At 52.9% G+C, this 14,813-nt stretch carries 14 protein-coding genes; 1 reads left to right on the top strand and 13 read right to left on the bottom strand.

Annotated elements, in window-relative coordinates:
- The 9 genes from ugpE to livK all read right to left on the bottom strand — a co-directional run bounded on the left by ugpE (position 1) and on the right by livK (position 9,611).
- Positions 1–846: a sn-glycerol-3-phosphate ABC transporter permease UgpE gene (ugpE, locus tag FEK46_RS15550; protein WP_000572183.1), complete on the bottom strand. Its 846-nt coding sequence runs from the start codon at positions 844–846 to the stop codon at positions 1–3.
- The gene (ugpA, locus tag FEK46_RS15545) at positions 843–1,730 is read right to left on the bottom strand and encodes a sn-glycerol-3-phosphate ABC transporter permease UgpA (RefSeq protein WP_000099289.1); all 888 of its coding nucleotides are present in this window, start codon (positions 1,728–1,730) and stop codon (positions 843–845) included. The genes ugpE and ugpA overlap by 4 nt, the downstream gene beginning before the upstream one ends.
- A 97-nt stretch (positions 1,731–1,827) precedes the next feature.
- A complete protein-coding gene (gene ugpB, locus FEK46_RS15540; protein WP_135559215.1) occupies positions 1,828–3,144 on the bottom strand; it encodes a sn-glycerol-3-phosphate ABC transporter substrate-binding protein UgpB in 1,317 nt (438 codons plus the stop codon).
- Between the two features lie 359 nt (positions 3,145–3,503).
- Positions 3,504–4,250, bottom strand: coding sequence for a tetratricopeptide repeat protein (locus FEK46_RS15535; RefSeq protein ID WP_135559214.1), 747 nt, complete (start codon positions 4,248–4,250; stop codon positions 3,504–3,506).
- Positions 4,251–4,774: 524 nt separating this feature from the next.
- Positions 4,775–5,488, bottom strand: coding sequence for a high-affinity branched-chain amino acid ABC transporter ATP-binding protein LivF (gene livF, locus FEK46_RS15525; RefSeq protein WP_000416891.1), 714 nt, complete (start codon positions 5,486–5,488; stop codon positions 4,775–4,777).
- Between the two features lies 1 nt (position 5,489).
- Positions 5,490–6,257: a high-affinity branched-chain amino acid ABC transporter ATP-binding protein LivG gene (gene livG / locus FEK46_RS15520; protein ID WP_135493067.1), complete on the bottom strand. Its 768-nt coding sequence runs from the start codon at positions 6,255–6,257 to the stop codon at positions 5,490–5,492.
- Positions 6,254–7,531: a branched chain amino acid ABC transporter permease LivM gene (gene livM, locus FEK46_RS15515; protein WP_135559213.1), complete on the bottom strand. Its 1,278-nt coding sequence runs from the start codon at positions 7,529–7,531 to the stop codon at positions 6,254–6,256. The genes livG and livM overlap by 4 nt, the downstream gene beginning before the upstream one ends.
- On the bottom strand, positions 7,528–8,454 hold the full coding sequence (livH, locus tag FEK46_RS15510; RefSeq protein ID WP_130209070.1) for a high-affinity branched-chain amino acid ABC transporter permease LivH: 927 nt from the start codon (positions 8,452–8,454) through the stop codon (positions 7,528–7,530). The genes livM and livH overlap by 4 nt, the downstream gene beginning before the upstream one ends.
- Before the next feature lie 47 nt (positions 8,455–8,501).
- Positions 8,502–9,611, bottom strand: coding sequence for a high-affinity branched-chain amino acid ABC transporter substrate-binding protein LivK (livK, locus tag FEK46_RS15505; protein ID WP_130209072.1), 1,110 nt, complete (start codon positions 9,609–9,611; stop codon positions 8,502–8,504).
- 423 nt (positions 9,612–10,034) lie between these two features.
- On the opposite strand from livK, the gene panM reads away from it, so the two are divergent.
- Positions 10,035–10,418: an aspartate 1-decarboxylase autocleavage activator PanM gene (gene panM / locus FEK46_RS15500; protein ID WP_135410755.1), complete on the top strand. Its 384-nt coding sequence runs from the start codon at positions 10,035–10,037 to the stop codon at positions 10,416–10,418.
- A 199-nt stretch (positions 10,419–10,617) separates the two neighbouring features.
- Here the strand turns inward: panM and livJ are convergent, their stop codons facing one another.
- The 4 genes from livJ to ftsE form a co-directional block, all read right to left on the bottom strand.
- Positions 10,618–11,721: a branched chain amino acid ABC transporter substrate-binding protein LivJ gene (gene livJ / locus FEK46_RS15495; protein ID WP_074399485.1), complete on the bottom strand. Its 1,104-nt coding sequence runs from the start codon at positions 11,719–11,721 to the stop codon at positions 10,618–10,620.
- Between the two features lie 271 nt (positions 11,722–11,992).
- A complete protein-coding gene (gene rpoH / locus FEK46_RS15490) occupies positions 11,993–12,847 on the bottom strand; it encodes an RNA polymerase sigma factor RpoH (RefSeq protein ID WP_000130217.1) in 855 nt (284 codons plus the stop codon).
- 244 nt (positions 12,848–13,091) lie between these two features.
- Positions 13,092–14,150, bottom strand: a complete 1,059-nt coding sequence (gene ftsX / locus FEK46_RS15485) for a permease-like cell division protein FtsX (protein ID WP_130209080.1) — start codon at positions 14,148–14,150, stop codon at positions 13,092–13,094.
- Positions 14,143–14,811 carry a cell division ATP-binding protein FtsE gene (ftsE, locus tag FEK46_RS15480; protein ID WP_000617723.1) on the bottom strand — a complete coding sequence of 223 codons (669 nt, stop codon included), beginning with the start codon at positions 14,809–14,811 and terminating at the stop codon, positions 14,143–14,145. Before ftsE ends, ftsX begins: the two co-directional genes overlap by 8 nt.
- Positions 14,812–14,813: the final 2 nt, after the last annotated feature.

The raw sequence follows: 14,813 nt of genomic DNA, 5'->3' as shown, positions 1-14,813 counted from the left end.
TTATTTCTCACTATCGACCAGGCCGCGCACAAAGGCACGCTGCATCACTAAAACAATCACTACTGGTGGGATCAGGGTTAACAACATCGCCGCCATCACCGAGTTCCATTCCGTTGTACCTTCGCCAGTGGCGATCATCCCTTTAATCCCTGCCACGGTGGTGCCGAGATCAACGTCGGTAATAATCAACAACGGCCACAAATACTGGTTCCAGCCGTAAATAAAGGTGATCACAAACAGCGCCGCCAGATTGGTTTTTGACAGCGGAAAAACGATGTCGCAAAAGAAACGCATTGGCGACGCGCCGTCGATCCGCGCCGCTTCCACCAGTTCATCCGGCAGCGTCATAAAGAACTGGCGGAACAGGAAGGTAGCGGTCGCCGAGGCCATCAGCGGCAGCGTTAAACCAGCGTAGCTGTCGAGCATCTTCAGGTTGGCGATGACTTCCACCGTCGGGAAGATACGCACTTCAACCGGCAACATCAGGGTGATAAAAATCATCCAGAAGAAGAGGTTACGTAGCGGAAAACGAAACCAGACAATGGCAAATGCCGAGAGCATCGAGACGGTAATTTTGCCGAGCGTAATGCTGAACGCCATCACAAAGCTGTTAAGCAACATCCGCCAGAACGGCGCGCTATTCGTGCCGACCCCGTTCACCCAGATGTTGTGGATATTTTCCAGCAGATGCGTGCCGGGAATAAGCGTCATCGGCGCGGCGTAGACTTCTTGTTTATCCAGCGTCGCCGCGACAAACGCCACGTACAGTGGGAAGAGGATCACCGCGATCCCGAGGATCAGCATGGTATGGCTGAATATCGTCAGCCACGGACGGTTCTCAATCATTGGTAACGCACCTTGCTTTCAACATAGCGGAACTGCACCACCGTCAGCACGATGACGAGGAACATCAACACCACCGACTGCGCGGCAGACGAAGCCAGATCCAGTCCGGTAAAGCCTTCGCGGTAGATCTTATAAATCAGCGTCGTGGTGGCCTGAACCGGCCCGCCGGACGTGGCGGCGTCGATCACCGGGAAGGTGTCGAAGAAGGCATACACCAGGTTCACCACCAACAGGAAGAAACTCACCGGAGCAATAAGCGGCAGCGCAATCTTAAAGAAGCGGCGAATCGGCCCTGCGCCGTCAATAGCTGCGGCTTCAATCAACGAACGAGGAATGGATTGCAGCGCGGCATAGAAGAACAGGAAGTTGTAGCTGATTTGCTTCCACACCGAGGCAAACACCACCAGAAACATCGCCTGACCGCTGTTTTGCGCATGGTTCCAGTCGTAGCCGAACTCAGCGAGAAAATGTGTGATCAGCCCACGACCGGGGTTAAACAGGAAGATCCACAATACGGCGGCAACAGCGGGAGCCACGGCATACGGCAGCAGCATTAAGGTTTGATAGAAACGGCTGCCGCGCACGATGTACTCCACCAGCGCCGCGAAGAACAGCGACACCAGCAAACCGCTGACGGTGACAAAGGTGCTGAATTTTATCGTCGTCCAGAAGGAGTCGAGATAGTAGCTGTCATGGAACAGCGTGACGAAGTTATCCAGGCCGACAAACTGGCTGGAGAAACCAAACGGATCGACGCTTTGTAGCGAGTACCACAACGCTTCGCCCGCAGGCCAGATAAAAAAGATAACGGTGATGATGAGCTGCGGCGCGACCAGCAAATAAGGCAGCCAGCGCGAGCGAAACACCGGACGGGATGATGACATTACGGTTAATTCCTGAACTGTGCCGGATACGCTTCGCTTATTCTGCCTACACACGATGGCAGGTCGGATAAGCGAAGCGCACCCGACATTTCACTGGTTAAGACTTCGTCGATTTCTCAAAGCGGCGCAGCAACTGATTCCCACGCTCAACGGCGGTATCCAGCGCCTGCTGTGGCGTCTTCTTACCGGTCCACACGCTTTCCAGTTCTTCATCCACAATCACGCGGATCTGCGGCATGTTGCCCAGACGCAGCCCTTTGGTGAACGGCAACGGCGGCTTGTTCAGCATCTGACGCGTCGCGGTATCCGCCCCGGGGTTTTTCTCGTAAAAGCCCTGCTCACGGGTCAGGTCATACGCTGCTTTGGTGATTGGCAGATAACCGGTTTTCTGATGCCACTCGGCAGCGTTTTCTGGCTTCGCGAGGAAGTCGAGGAACTTCGCCACGCCGGTATACGTTTCTTTATCTTTGCCCTGCATCACCCACAGGCTGGCCCCGCCGATAATGGCGTTTTGTGGCGCACCTTTCGCATCGGCGTCGTAAGGCATCATGCCTACGCCGTAGTTGAATTTGGCGTACTCGCGAATGTTGGCAAGAGAACCAGAAGAGGCTGTCGTCATTGCGCAATCACCGTTATAGAACTTCTCGGTGGATTCATCCTTACGCCCGACGTAGCTGAAGTCGCCCTTCTTGTTCATCTCTTCGAGCATGGTGATGTGTTTCACCTGCTCCGGCTTGTTGAATTCAAGCACCGCGTCTGTGCCGTCAAAGCCGTTGTTTTTGCTGGCAAACGGCAGACCGTTCCAGGCGCTAAAGTTTTCCAGTTGGATCCAGCCCTGCCAACCGCTGGCGTAGCCGCAATTCATGCCGGAGGCTTTCAGTTTCGCGGCATAGTCAGCCAGATCCTGCCAGGTTTTCGGCGGCTGTTCCGGGTCTAACCCAGCTTTCTTGAAGGCGTCTTTGTTGTAATAGAGAACGGGGGTCGAGCTGTTGAACGGCTGGGAGAGTAAGTGGCCCGTTTTGCTGTCGGAGTAGTAACCTGAAACCGTCGGCACAAACTGCGACTCATCGAATTGAATCCCCGCCTCTTTAAACACGTCATACACCGGTTTAATGGCTTTCGATGCCATCATAGTGGCGGTGCCAACTTCATAAACCTGCAAAATAGCCGGCGCGTTACCGGTACGGAATGCGGCAATCCCCGCGCTTAAATTCTGTTCGTAGTTGCCTTTATAGGTCGGTACAATTTTGTAATCCGGGTTTTCGGCGTTAAAACGTTGGGCCAGAGAGTCCACCTCTTTCCCCAGTTCCCCTTCCATAGAATGCCAGAACGGAATGGTCGTCACTGCCTGCGCATTGCCCATTAACGCCAGTCCGAGCGCCAGTGCTGAAGCTGTATAATGTAACGGTTTCATTGATTATCTCTCTTGTTGTACCGAATGCGCGAATTCACGCGTTTTATGCTCGCGGGGTAACATGACATGCTCGAATTACAGAAAAATAACTCTTTTGTTACATTTTTAAGATAGTAAGGTGTCAGAAAGATGACAAGGCGGTGACGGCGTGGGTGAGGGAAAATGGGAGATGGGGCACGGATATCCCGAGAATGCACTGAAAAGAGGCGATTAACGACCAGCTAATCGCCAGAACGCCTTACCATGAAGAGTAAAAATGGCAGCAAATTCTGCATCCAGTTTTGCTGCCCGTTGAGAAGTACATTTTTCAATTTTAACAATAGATTGCCGCTACACTGGTCTAACGGCAAAGAAGATTTTCATCGCACCACACTCTGCTTCAGCCGTTCATTGGCGGTCTTAATCCATTCCCGGTGGTGTTTTCTATAATGAGGTCTTGAGCGTTTAGCCGTATCAACCACAGCAACATACTGCTCGTTGGCTTCACGTAACCGACTCATTTTCGCCAGCATTTCCGCATAGTAAATACGCGCCTGCGGGCCGGGGTAATAAGAAACCAACACGTCAAACTCACTTTCCGCATCAGCGTATTTTTCCTGAGCGGCTAAGGTTCTGGCAAATAACAAGTGCCCTTCTGCCGACTGAAAATCGGGGTTATAACGCATCACATCTTCCAGCGTCTGCTGGCAGGCGGCGAACTCCTGGATGGCAAATTGTGCCTGCGCCAGGCTCAACATCATTGCCGCTTCATGGACGAATATCCCGCTTAACGCCTGCTGATAATGGGGAACGGCTTCGTGATAACGCCCAAGGCGCGCCAGTTCATTAGCCAACGCATAATGGTTTTGATTAGTCTCGGCAATCGCCAGCTCTTCGGTTAATTTGCGCAGGTGCCGTTCCGGGTTGATTTTGTCCTGCAGACGCATCAGCAAAGTACGTCCGTGAAGGTCAGCGCCCGTTTCAGGCAGCATCACCATGACGAAATACGCCACGCAACCAATCACCGGAAAACAGAAGATGATAAAAAACCAATATCGCTCTTGTCCGGTACGGTAAGCGTGGATACAGCAAAGCATTTCAAGCATGGCGACAACGGCATAATGCATGGGAGGGAACCTTTCCGTGGCAAATAAGTGGTCTGGTTTTAATCCTCCCGGTCAGTTGAAACAAGTCTGTATACGGACGAAGTACATTGCTTGTCGGCTACCGGATTTAACGGCTATCCCCCGGTGTAAGACTGAATAAAGACGATGGCATATCCCACGACCAGTACGCTTGCACCAAGCATTAAGTTTATTTTTTTGTCCGCTAACCATAAGGCAACAAAAGGGAAAATAAATAACCCAAACCCTTGCAATGGCTCGCATGTTCTTCCAACCCATCCAGCATACAACCAGGCGCTAAAATAGACGATCAGCGTGCTACACGATTTATCGTTTTCGTCTGAAGAACTCCATCGCAAAACAACCGCACAGCAAAATAGCTTTAAAACGACCGTTAAGAAATCCATTATGATCCAGCTAATATTCCATTATCGGAATTAAACCATACTCCTGGCCGTCACTGAATCCAACTCAAGCGCCGTTTTTTATAGGCCCGGTGATCTGTATGCCACCGGGCAGATGACAATTTACCCGCCTAAATACGCACTTCTCACCGCTTCGTTCGCCAGTAGCGCATCACCAGTATCGGAGAGCACTACATGGCCGTTTTCCAGCACGTAGCCCCGATCCGCCAGCTTCAGCGCCTGGTTGGCGTTCTGCTCGACGAGGAAGATAGTCATCCCCTGCTCGCGCAGCTGCTCGATGGTGTCGAAGATTTGCTGGATGATAATCGGCGCAAGACCGAGCGAGGGCTCATCAAGCAACAACAAACGCGGGTTGCTCATCAGCGCGCGACCAATCGCCAGCATCTGCTGTTCACCGCCGGACATCGTTCCCGCCCGCTGAATACGGCGCTCATGCAGACGTGGAAACAGTTCATACACCCACTTTATGCGCTCCTGAAACTGGTCACGTTCGGCAAAGAAGCCGCCCATCGCCAGGTTCTCTTCCACCGTCATCCGCGAGAAGACGCGACGCCCTTCTGGGACAATCGCTACCGCTTCGCGCATGATTTTCGCCGTCTGCCAGTCGGTAATGTCTTTATCATCAAACACAATTCGCCCGCTGGTGGCGCGCGGGTCGCCGCATAACGTGCCGAGCAAGGTGGTTTTCCCCGCCCCGTTCGCGCCAATGAGGGTGACAATCTCGCCCTGATTGATATGCAGGCTCACCTCATGCAGCGCCTGGATTTTGCCGTAGTGGGCGCTGACTTTGTCAAAGGACAACATGACTTTTTCCATCTTATGCCTCACCTAAATAGGCACGGATCACGTCCGGGTTATTACGGATTTGCTCCGGCGTACCGTTTGCCAGCGGCGTACCCTGATTGACCACGTAGATTCTGTCTGAAATTCCCATCACCAGCTTCATATCGTGTTCAATCAACAAGATAGTGGTGTTGTGATGGTTACGCAGTTCGGCAATCAGCTCATCCAGCTCTTTCGTCTCTTTCGGGTTAAGACCTGCTGCCGGTTCGTCGAGCATTAAAATCTCCGGCTGCGTCACCATACAGCGGGCGATCTCCAGACGGCGCTGGTCACCGTAGGCCAGGTTACTCGCCTGACGGTTAGCGTGTTCCAGCAAACCAATGCGCTCAAGCCAGGTGGCGGCGCGATCGAGCGCTTCACTCTGGGCGCGACGGAAAGAAGGCGTTTTCAATAGGCCAGAGAACAGCCCGGTTTTCAGTTGCTGATGCTGCGCCACCAGCAGGTTTTCAATCACCGTCATTTCGCGGAACAGACGCACATGCTGGAAGGTACGCACCACGCCCATGCGGGCAATTTGCTGACCGGGCAAACCTTCCAGGTGCTGATCGCGCAGTAAAATGGTGCCGCCAGTGGGTTTGTAGAATCCGGTCAGGCAGTTGAAGACCGTGGTTTTTCCGGCTCCGTTAGGGCCGATTAACGAGACGATCTCCTGCGGGTGCAGTTCAAGATTGACGTTGTTCACCGCCAGCAGGCCGCCGAATCGCATCATCAGGCCGTTAACAGATAATAATGGCTGACTCATGCCTGCTCTCCTTTCGCTGCGCCGTTTTTCAGCTTCAGTTGCGGGCGCGTCATGGGCAGCAAGCCCTGCGGGCGCCAGATCATCATCAGCACCATCAAACCACCGAGCATTAACATGCTGTATTCGTTGAAATCACGCATCAACTCGCGCGATACCACCAGCAGAACTGCCGCCAGAATCACCGCGAATTGCGATCCCATACCGCCGAGCACCACTATCGCCAGCACAAACGCCGATTCGGCAAAAGTGAAGGATTCCGGGCTGACAAAGCCCTGGCGCGCAGCAAACAACGTTCCGGCAAAACCGGCAAACGCAGCGCTGATGGTAAAGGCAGTCAGCTTGATACGACGCGGGCTTAAGCCCAGCGAACGACAAGCGATTTCATCTTCACGCAACGCTTCCCACGCACGCCCCAGCGGCATCCGCAGCAGGCGGTTAATGACAAACAGGCTTAACACCACTAGCAGCAACGCTACCAGGTAGAGGAAAATGACGCGATCGGACGGATCGTATTTCAGGCCAAAGAAATTACTGAAGGTGTCCCAGCCGCCTTCACGGGCGGTACGGCTGAACTCAAGGCCGAAGAAAGTCGGTTTCGGGATCTGACTGATACCGTTTGGGCCGCCGGTAATCTCGGTGTTATTGAGCAGCAATATACGCACAATTTCGCCGAAACCGAGGGTAACTATCGCCAGATAGTCACCGCGCAGACGCAACACCGGGAAGCCGAGCAGGAAGCCCGCCGCCGCTGCCATCAATCCGGCAATCGGCAAACAGGTCCAGAAGCCAAGGCCGTAATAGTGATTGAGCAGCGCAAAGGTGTAAGCGCCGATGGCGTAAAAGCCGCCGTAGCCCAGCACCAGCAAGCCGGAAAGCCCTACCACCACGTTCAGCCCGAGGCCAAGGATAATGTAGATCATGGTCAGGGTGGCGATATCCACCGTCCCGCGCGACACCATAAACGGCCACGCCACCGCAAGCACCAGCAGCGCCACGAGGAACAGCTTTTGCTTCACCGTGGAGCCATCAATGGCGGGCAGGATAAACTTCGGCCCGGAAACGCTTTTTAGCCCTTTCTGGAAAGCAGGTCGCAAAAGCTGGAAGAAAAAGACCACCGCCGTGCCGATAAACACCCACTCCCAACGGACATCCGAAGCCGTGTCGACCACCAGTTTGGTGCCATCCAGCTCCAGCTGCACGCCCATAAAGACGCCCGCCAGGACAAAAAACATCGCGGCAGAGAGCAGCGCCATTGCAATATGCATCGGTTTCATACTTTCTCTACCTCCGGGCGACCCAGAATACCGGTCGGCATCACCAGAAGTACCAGAATCAGCAGGGCAAATGAGACCACATCTTTATATTCCGTACTCAGATAGGCAGAAGAGAGCGCCTCCGCAATCCCCAGGATCAGGCCGCCAATCATCGCCCCTGGAATACTGCCAATCCCGCCGAGCACCGCAGCGGTAAAGGCTTTCATCCCGGCCATAAAGCCGATGTAGGGGTTAATCACGCCGTAGAACTGACCGAGCAGCACACCTGCCACCGCCGCCATCGCCGCGCCAATCACAAAGGTCAGCGCAATCACCCGGTCGGTGTTAATGCCAAGCAGGCTCGCCATTTTCAGATCTTCCGCGCAGGCACGACAGGCGCGCCCCATGCGGGAATAGCGAATGAAAATCGTCAGCGCCAGCATGGCGAGGAAGGTAACAATCCAGATCACCGCCTGCATGGTAGTAATAGAGGCAGAGAAGTTTTCGCTATGGCCCACCACCCACTGACCGTTAAACAGGCTGGGCAGCGCCACGTCGCGCGAACCTTCGGTCAGGCTGACGTAGTTTTGCAGGAAGATGGACATACCGATTGCCGAGATGAGCGCAATCAGGCGCTTAGAGTTACGCACCGGGCGATAAGCCACCCGTTCGATACTCCAGCCGTAGGCGCTAGCAATGATGATTGCGCCGACGAATCCCGCCGCCACCAGCAGCCAGCCGGTATCAATGCCCATCATCATCAGCGCGGCGATGATCATAAATGAGACGTAGCTGCCGATCATGTAAACCTCGCCGTGGGCGAAGTTGATCATGCCGATAATGCCGTAAACCATGGTGTAGCCGATGGCAATCAGCGCGTAGGTACTGCCCAGCGTGACGCCGTTAAACATCTGCTGCAAGAAATATAAAAACTGCTCAGACATAAGGTAACCTTTTTAAACCCGCCCGCATTTCACGGGCGGTGGGATGATCACTTGGCTGCCGTGGATGAACCGTCGGCGTGCCACTGGAAGACACCAAAATCAAATCCCTTAAGATCGCCTTTTTCATCCCAGTTCAGCGGCCCAATCACGGTGTTTGCACCGTTAGCTTTTAAATCTTTCACCAGCGCCAGCGGCTCATCGCTGCCGGTACGTTCAAGGGCAGTTGCCAGAGATTGCACCGCCGCGTAAGTGATCCAGACATAAGGCCCGGACGGATCTTTCTTGTCTGCTTTCAGCGCATCAACGATGCCCTGGTTTGCCGGATCCTGGTCATAGCGTTTTGGCATGGTGACCAACATGCCTTCGGCAGCATCGCCAGCAATATTCGACAGCGACGCATTACCCACACCTTCCGGCCCCATGAACTGAGTTTTCAGGCCTACGGAACGGGCCTGGCGCAGCATCTGCCCCATTTCCGGGTAGTAACCGCCGTAGTAAACGAAGTCGATGTTTTCTTTTTTCAGGCGGGCAATCAGCGCAGAAAAATCTTTCTCACCAGCAGTAATGCCGTCGAAGAAAACGATGTTGGCATTAGCCGCTTTCAGACTGTCCTGCACCGAACGTGCCAGCCCTTCGCCATACTGTTGTTTGTCGTGAATGATGGCGATGCGCTGGGGCTTCACCGTCTCAATAATGTATTTCGCCGCCGTTGGCCCCTGGGAAGAGTCCAGCCCGGCAGTACGCATGATGTGTTGATAACCGCGTTGGGTCAGCTCCGGATTGGTCGCTCCCGGCGAGATCATCAGAATACCTTCGTCTTCATAGATATCTGACGCAGGTTGGGTAGAAGAAGAACACAGATGACCAATAACGTATTTAATGCCGTCGTTAACGATTTTGTTGGCGACCGCAACGGCCTGTTTCGGGTCGCAGGCGTCGTCATATTCCACGCCAACCAGCTTATCGCCTTTAATTCCCCCTTTGGCATTGATGTCTTTGATTGCCTGACGCGCGCCGTTAAATTCCATATCGCCCCACTGGGCAACCGGGCCGGACATCGCGCCGACAACGGCAACTTTAATATCGTCGGCTAAAGCGGTGTGTGATATTGCCAGTGCAATCATCCCTGCGATGATAGTTTTCGCATTCCGTTTCATTATTCAAAATCCCCACTCGTAATGTTGTGCTGCTTTGTTTTTATGTATTCAGAAATCAGACTGTTCTTTTTTTATACTGCACTGTTTTTACCTGTCTGATTAAGGGTTTAGCACAGTATATTGTGATAATAGCGATTAAAATCCCTATTTTTCAGTCGATTAAGAACAGATAATATTCTGAATATGTTGATAGATAAACAGAAAAAAGCGTCGTTGTCAGCATAAAATAACGGCATAAAGGGCGGAACAATTCACTACCCATCAGGGGATTATGCTGGACAATTTTCATTCTCTAATGTTTTTAATTTGTAATTATTGCTGAAAAAAAATTAATCACCTGCCAAAAGAAATAAAAAAGAGAAAGCCTCCGATTAAATTATTTCGCTACACTGGTTCCACTTTTGTGATTTACACGGGTTACCCATGAAGCTGACCATCATTCGATTAGAAAACTTTAGCGACCAGGACCGGATTGACCTGCAAAAGATCTGGCCGGAGTATTCCCCTTCCTCTTTACAGATTGACGATAACCACCGTATCTACGCCGCGCGTTTTAACGAGCGTCTGCTCGCGGCCGTGCGGGTAACCTTAAGCGGCACCGAGGGAGCACTGGATTCCCTGCGCGTGCGGGAAGTCACCCGGCGTCGCGGTGTAGGGCAATATCTGCTGGAAGAGGTTTTGCGTAACAATCCTGGCGTTTCAGGCTGGTGGATGGCGGATGCTGGCGTGGAAGACCGCAGCGTGATGACAGCGTTTATGCAGGCATTGGGGTTTACGGCACAACAGGGCGGCTGGGAGAAGCGTTAATCGTCAAGTTTAATTTCAAAAGTGATGACCAACGAGAAATTGCCTGATGCGCTACGCTTATCAGGCCTACAATGTGTGTTGCAATTTACTGATTTCTTTGGTTCTTGTAGGCCGGATAAGGCGTTTACGCCGCATCCGGCATGAAGCAACGTACTCGATATTAGCAATTTGGCGGCAACCCAAAGTTGCCGATTAATGATTACTTCGCATCGGTCGCCGTGCCGTTGGCGTGCCAGTCAAATACGCCGAACTCAAAACCTTTCAGGTCGCCTTTCTCATCCCAGGTCAGCGGCCCCATCACGGTATCCACCGAGTTCGCTTTCAGGTATTTGGCGATCTCCGCCGGATCGTCAGACTGATTCAGGCCCGCCTGCAAAGATTGCAGCGCCGCGTAGGTAGTCCAGACGAATGCGCCGCTTGGGTCCTGTTTTTTCGCTTTGATGGCGTCAACAATTGGTTTGTTCGCCGGAACCTGATCGTAGTTCTTCGGCTTAGTCACCAGCAGCCCTTCCGCTGACTCGCCCGCGATATTAGACAGCGAGACGTTAGCCACGCCTTCCGGCCCCATAAACTGAGTTTTCAGCCCTGCCGCGCGTGCCTGACGCAGGATTTGCCCCATTTCCGGGTGGTAGCCGCCGTAGTAAACGAAGTCGATATTCTCTTTCTTCAGACGCGCCACCAGCGTTGAGAAATCTTTTTCCCCGGCGGTGATACCATCAAAGAACACCACGTTAGCATTGCCTTTCTTCAGGCCGTCCTGCACCGCACGCGCCAGACCTTCGCCGTACTGTTGTTTGTCGTGGACGATAGCAATACGCTGCGGTTTCACTTTCTCAAGAATATATTTCGCCGCCGTCGGTCCCTGGTCGGAGTCCAGGCCGGTGGTGCGCATAATCAACTTATAGCCGCGCGCGGTCAGCTCTGGCGCGGTTGCCGCTGGGGTGATCATTAAAATGCCTTCGTCTTCGTAGATGTCAGACGCTGGCTGCGTTGATGAAGAACAGAGGTGACCAATCACGTATTTAATGCCGTCGTTAACGACTTTGTTCGCCACCGCGACCGCCTGTTTCGGGTCACAGGCATCGTCATATTTCACGATTTGCAGTTTGTTGCCTTTGATACCGCCTTTAGCGTTGATATCTGCAACCGCCTGCTCTGCGCCAGTAAACTCCTGGTCACCGTACTGGGCCACCGGACCAGACATCGCGCCCACGACCGCAACTTTAATATCTTCCGCCAGAGCCATATTGCTGAATGCCAGCGCGATACATCCTGCCAGTAACGCTTTACCCTTTATATTCATCCTGAGAATCCCCATTCTTCTGGTTATTACGTGTGTTGTGATGTTGTTATTCAGCACTTTATTTCGTTTTATGCATGGCCACCCGTGCTTTAGCAGCATACTCTGCTAAAACATACCCGATTTTTATGATATTGGAATAGCTATTTTGACAGTTTATTAACAATCTGCGTGGGGATTGGCGTTTTGCCGGAGGGGGAAATTGATTATTGCAGAGGCCCAAAAAACAAAAACCCCGGACTCTCATCCAGGGTTCTCTGCTTAACAGCGGAAATTACGCTTCAATAGCAGCGCGAAGTTTTTTCATCGCGTTCTTTTCCAGCTGACGCACACGCTCAGCGGAAACACCGTAACGGTCAGCCAGTTCCTGCAACGTGGACTTGTTGTCTTCGTCCAGCCAGCGCGCGCGGATGATATCCTGGCTACGCTCGTCCAGACCTTGCATCGCATCGGTCAGGCGGTTTGCCGCCTGCTCTTCCCAGTTATCATCTTCAATGCCGTCGGCAAAGTTGGATGATTTATCCTGCAGATAGAGCACCGGAGCCATCGGCTGGCTATCGGAATCGTCGTCGGAAGACAGGTCAAAGGTCATGTCCTGCGCTGCCATACGTGACTCCATCTCACGCACGTCTTTGCTGGTTACGCCCAGTTCACGGGCCACCATTTCGACTTCGTCCTGGTTAAACCAGCCCAGACGCTGCTTGGTTTTACGCAGGTTGAAGAACAGTTTGCGTTGCGCTTTGGTGGTCGCAACTTTGACGATACGCCAGTTACGCAGAACGTATTCGTGGATCTCTGCTTTGATCCAGTGAACGGCGAAGGAGACCAGGCGCACACCCACTTCCGGGTTAAAACGGCGCACTGCTTTCATCAGGCCGATGTTACCTTCCTGAATCAAATCCGCCTGTGGCAGGCCATAGCCCGCATAATTACGAGCAATATGAACAACAAACCGCAGGTGAGACAGGATCAGCGTTTTAGCTGCTTCCAGATCGCCATGGTAATGCAGCTTTTCAGCCAGCGCCCGCTCCTCGTCAGCCGACAACATCGGCCACGCGTTAGCTGCCCGGATGTAGGAATCCAGGTTGCCAACAGGGGCTAAAGCTAAACTTTGCATTTTGTCAGTCATTCAAATCCTCTCAATCGATATCTTCTGGCGCCTCAGTGGTAGCAACAACTGTGCCAGAGCTTAAGAGCAATGAGGTTATCATTCACTGTTTTATCAGACCGTGATTTTATCCACAAGTTCAATGCAACGCTGTGAATAAATTACGCACAAAATGTGACATAGAGATGAAATACCGGGAAGAGACAACGGGGTCTCTTTCCCTGCTACGGAACCCATTGCAGGGAAAGAGTATAACACGCTTTTATTATTCAGGCGTAAAATGGCGTAAATGTTGTACCGTGGCAAGCCAGGCTGCCACCCAGCCAATCATCGAACACACCAGCAGCAAAAGCAGACATTCATCGAACGATAAGCCATTGATATCAAACTTAGTTCCGAAAACCTGCGCCACTTCCGCCACCGCTGACGACAAACGCAGTACCAGAATTTCTGACAAAATTAATGACAACAATGCGCCAGAAAATCCCAGCAGCGCACCGCCGTACAGGAACGGGCGAAGGATGAAACCATCCGTCGCACCAATCAGTTTCTGCACGTTGATGGAGTCACGGCGAGCAAAGATGCTCAGACGTACGCTGTTGCCGATGACGAGGAACACGGCCGCCACCATCAATACGCCAATCATCGCCGAAACGCGCCCGACCAGCCCGGTCAACGCCGCCAGACGGGCAAACCAGCTGTCATCCATCCGCACTTCGTCAATGCCGTTAATCTGAGTGATACGATCGCGCAGCGTATTCAGTGACTCCGTCCCCTGAAAATCGAGTTTCGGGATCACCACCGCTACTGCCGGAAGCGGGTTTTCCTCCAGCATATCCAGCGCGCCGCCAAAGCCAGACCAGTTACGGAACTCGCCCAGTGCGTCTTCACGAGAAAGATAGTTCACTTTCTCCACGCCCTGCTCGGCCTGTAGCTGCGCCACTACGCCTGCTGCGGCGTCATCATCCAGTGTTTTTTGTAGATAAACAGTGATTTGTGGTGACGGATAATACTGCGTCGCCGCCTGGTTAACGTTTTTGTACACCATATAACAGACGCTTGGCAGCGTCAGGGAGATGGCGATGACCATCACGGTTAGAAACGTGGCGAACGGTTTGCTTTTCAGATCCTGCAAAGCGCCGTGGAACGCATAGCGCACCTGTTCGTTGAAAACGTTGGTTTTGCGATTTGCCGGTTTTGGCGAGGACTTCGCGCGTTTCGGCGCGTTACGCCCCCCGTCGCCAGAGCCGCCAGCCGATTTACGGAAGCGATCAAGACGCCCGCCAAACTGCCGGATATGATTGATTGCATCGCGCTTATTCATGGCCCACGCCTCCATGCAAGTGACCATCGCTCAGGGTGAGCATGCGATAGGAACGTCGTGAAATCAGGTTGATGTCGTGTGTAGCCATCAATACTGTTACCCCAACGCGATTAAACTCTTCAAACAGACGTAAAATCCCTTCTGACAGCGCATCATCCAGGTTACCGGTCGGTTCGTCCGCCAGCAGTACCGCAGGTTTGTTCACCACCGCGCGGGCAATGCCAACGCGCTGCTGTTCACCGCCAGAAAGCTGTATTGGAAAGTTTTTCGCTTTGTCCAGTAGCCCGACTTTGTCCAGCGCCGCCGATACACGGCGACGAATATCGTCACCGCTGGCACCGGCGATAATCAACGGGATCGCCACGTTATCATAGACAGTACGGTCCATCAGTAGATGGTGATCCTGGAAAATCATGCCGATCTGGCGGCGCAGAAACGGAACTTCACGGTTTTTCAGACGCGTGATGTCATGGCCGCTAAACCAGATTTTCCCGGCGCTTGGCCGCTCAATCCCACAGATCAGCTTCAGGAGGGTACTTTTCCCTGCACCGGAATGACCGGTCAGAAACGCCATCTCACCCGGCTGCATATGAAACGTAACGCCCTGCAGCGCCTGTCTCCCACCGAGATAAGCCTTGCTGACATGTTCAAAGCGAATCATTG

Source organism: Escherichia sp. E4736 (assembly GCF_005781225.1).
Lineage (GTDB): Bacteria > Pseudomonadota > Gammaproteobacteria > Enterobacterales > Enterobacteriaceae > Escherichia.
The sequence above is the reverse complement of the archived record's forward strand: the minus strand, read 5'-3'. Positions and strand labels throughout refer to the sequence as shown.

Bases quoted from the DNA above. Each gene is read 5' to 3' on its own strand.
- ugpE (WP_000572183.1), bottom strand. From the start codon at position 846: ATGATTGAGAACCGTCCGTGGCTGACGATATTCAGCCATACCATGCTG.
- ugpA (WP_000099289.1), bottom strand. From the start codon at position 1,730: ATGTCATCATCCCGTCCGGTGTTTCGCTCGCGCTGGCTGCCTTATTTG.
- ugpB (WP_135559215.1), bottom strand. From the start codon at position 3,144: ATGAAACCGTTACATTATACAGCTTCAGCACTGGCGCTCGGACTGGCG.
- FEK46_RS15535 (WP_135559214.1), bottom strand. From the start codon at position 4,250: ATGCATTATGCCGTTGTCGCCATGCTTGAAATGCTTTGCTGTATCCAC.
- livF (WP_000416891.1), bottom strand. From the start codon at position 5,488: ATGGAAAAAGTCATGTTGTCCTTTGACAAAGTCAGCGCCCACTACGGC.
- livG (WP_135493067.1), bottom strand. From the start codon at position 6,257: ATGAGTCAGCCATTATTATCTGTTAACGGCCTGATGATGCGATTCGGC.
- livM (WP_135559213.1), bottom strand. From the start codon at position 7,531: ATGAAACCGATGCATATTGCAATGGCGCTGCTCTCTGCCGCGATGTTT.
- livH (WP_130209070.1), bottom strand. From the start codon at position 8,454: ATGTCTGAGCAGTTTTTATATTTCTTGCAGCAGATGTTTAACGGCGTC.
- livK (WP_130209072.1), bottom strand. From the start codon at position 9,611: ATGAAACGGAATGCGAAAACTATCATCGCAGGGATGATTGCACTGGCA.
- panM (WP_135410755.1), top strand. From the start codon at position 10,035: ATGAAGCTGACCATCATTCGATTAGAAAACTTTAGCGACCAGGACCGG.
- livJ (WP_074399485.1), bottom strand. From the start codon at position 11,721: ATGAATATAAAGGGTAAAGCGTTACTGGCAGGATGTATCGCGCTGGCA.
- rpoH (WP_000130217.1), bottom strand. From the start codon at position 12,847: ATGACTGACAAAATGCAAAGTTTAGCTTTAGCCCCTGTTGGCAACCTG.
- ftsX (WP_130209080.1), bottom strand. From the start codon at position 14,150: ATGAATAAGCGCGATGCAATCAATCATATCCGGCAGTTTGGCGGGCGT.
- ftsE (WP_000617723.1), bottom strand. From the start codon at position 14,811: ATGATTCGCTTTGAACATGTCAGCAAGGCTTATCTCGGTGGGAGACAG.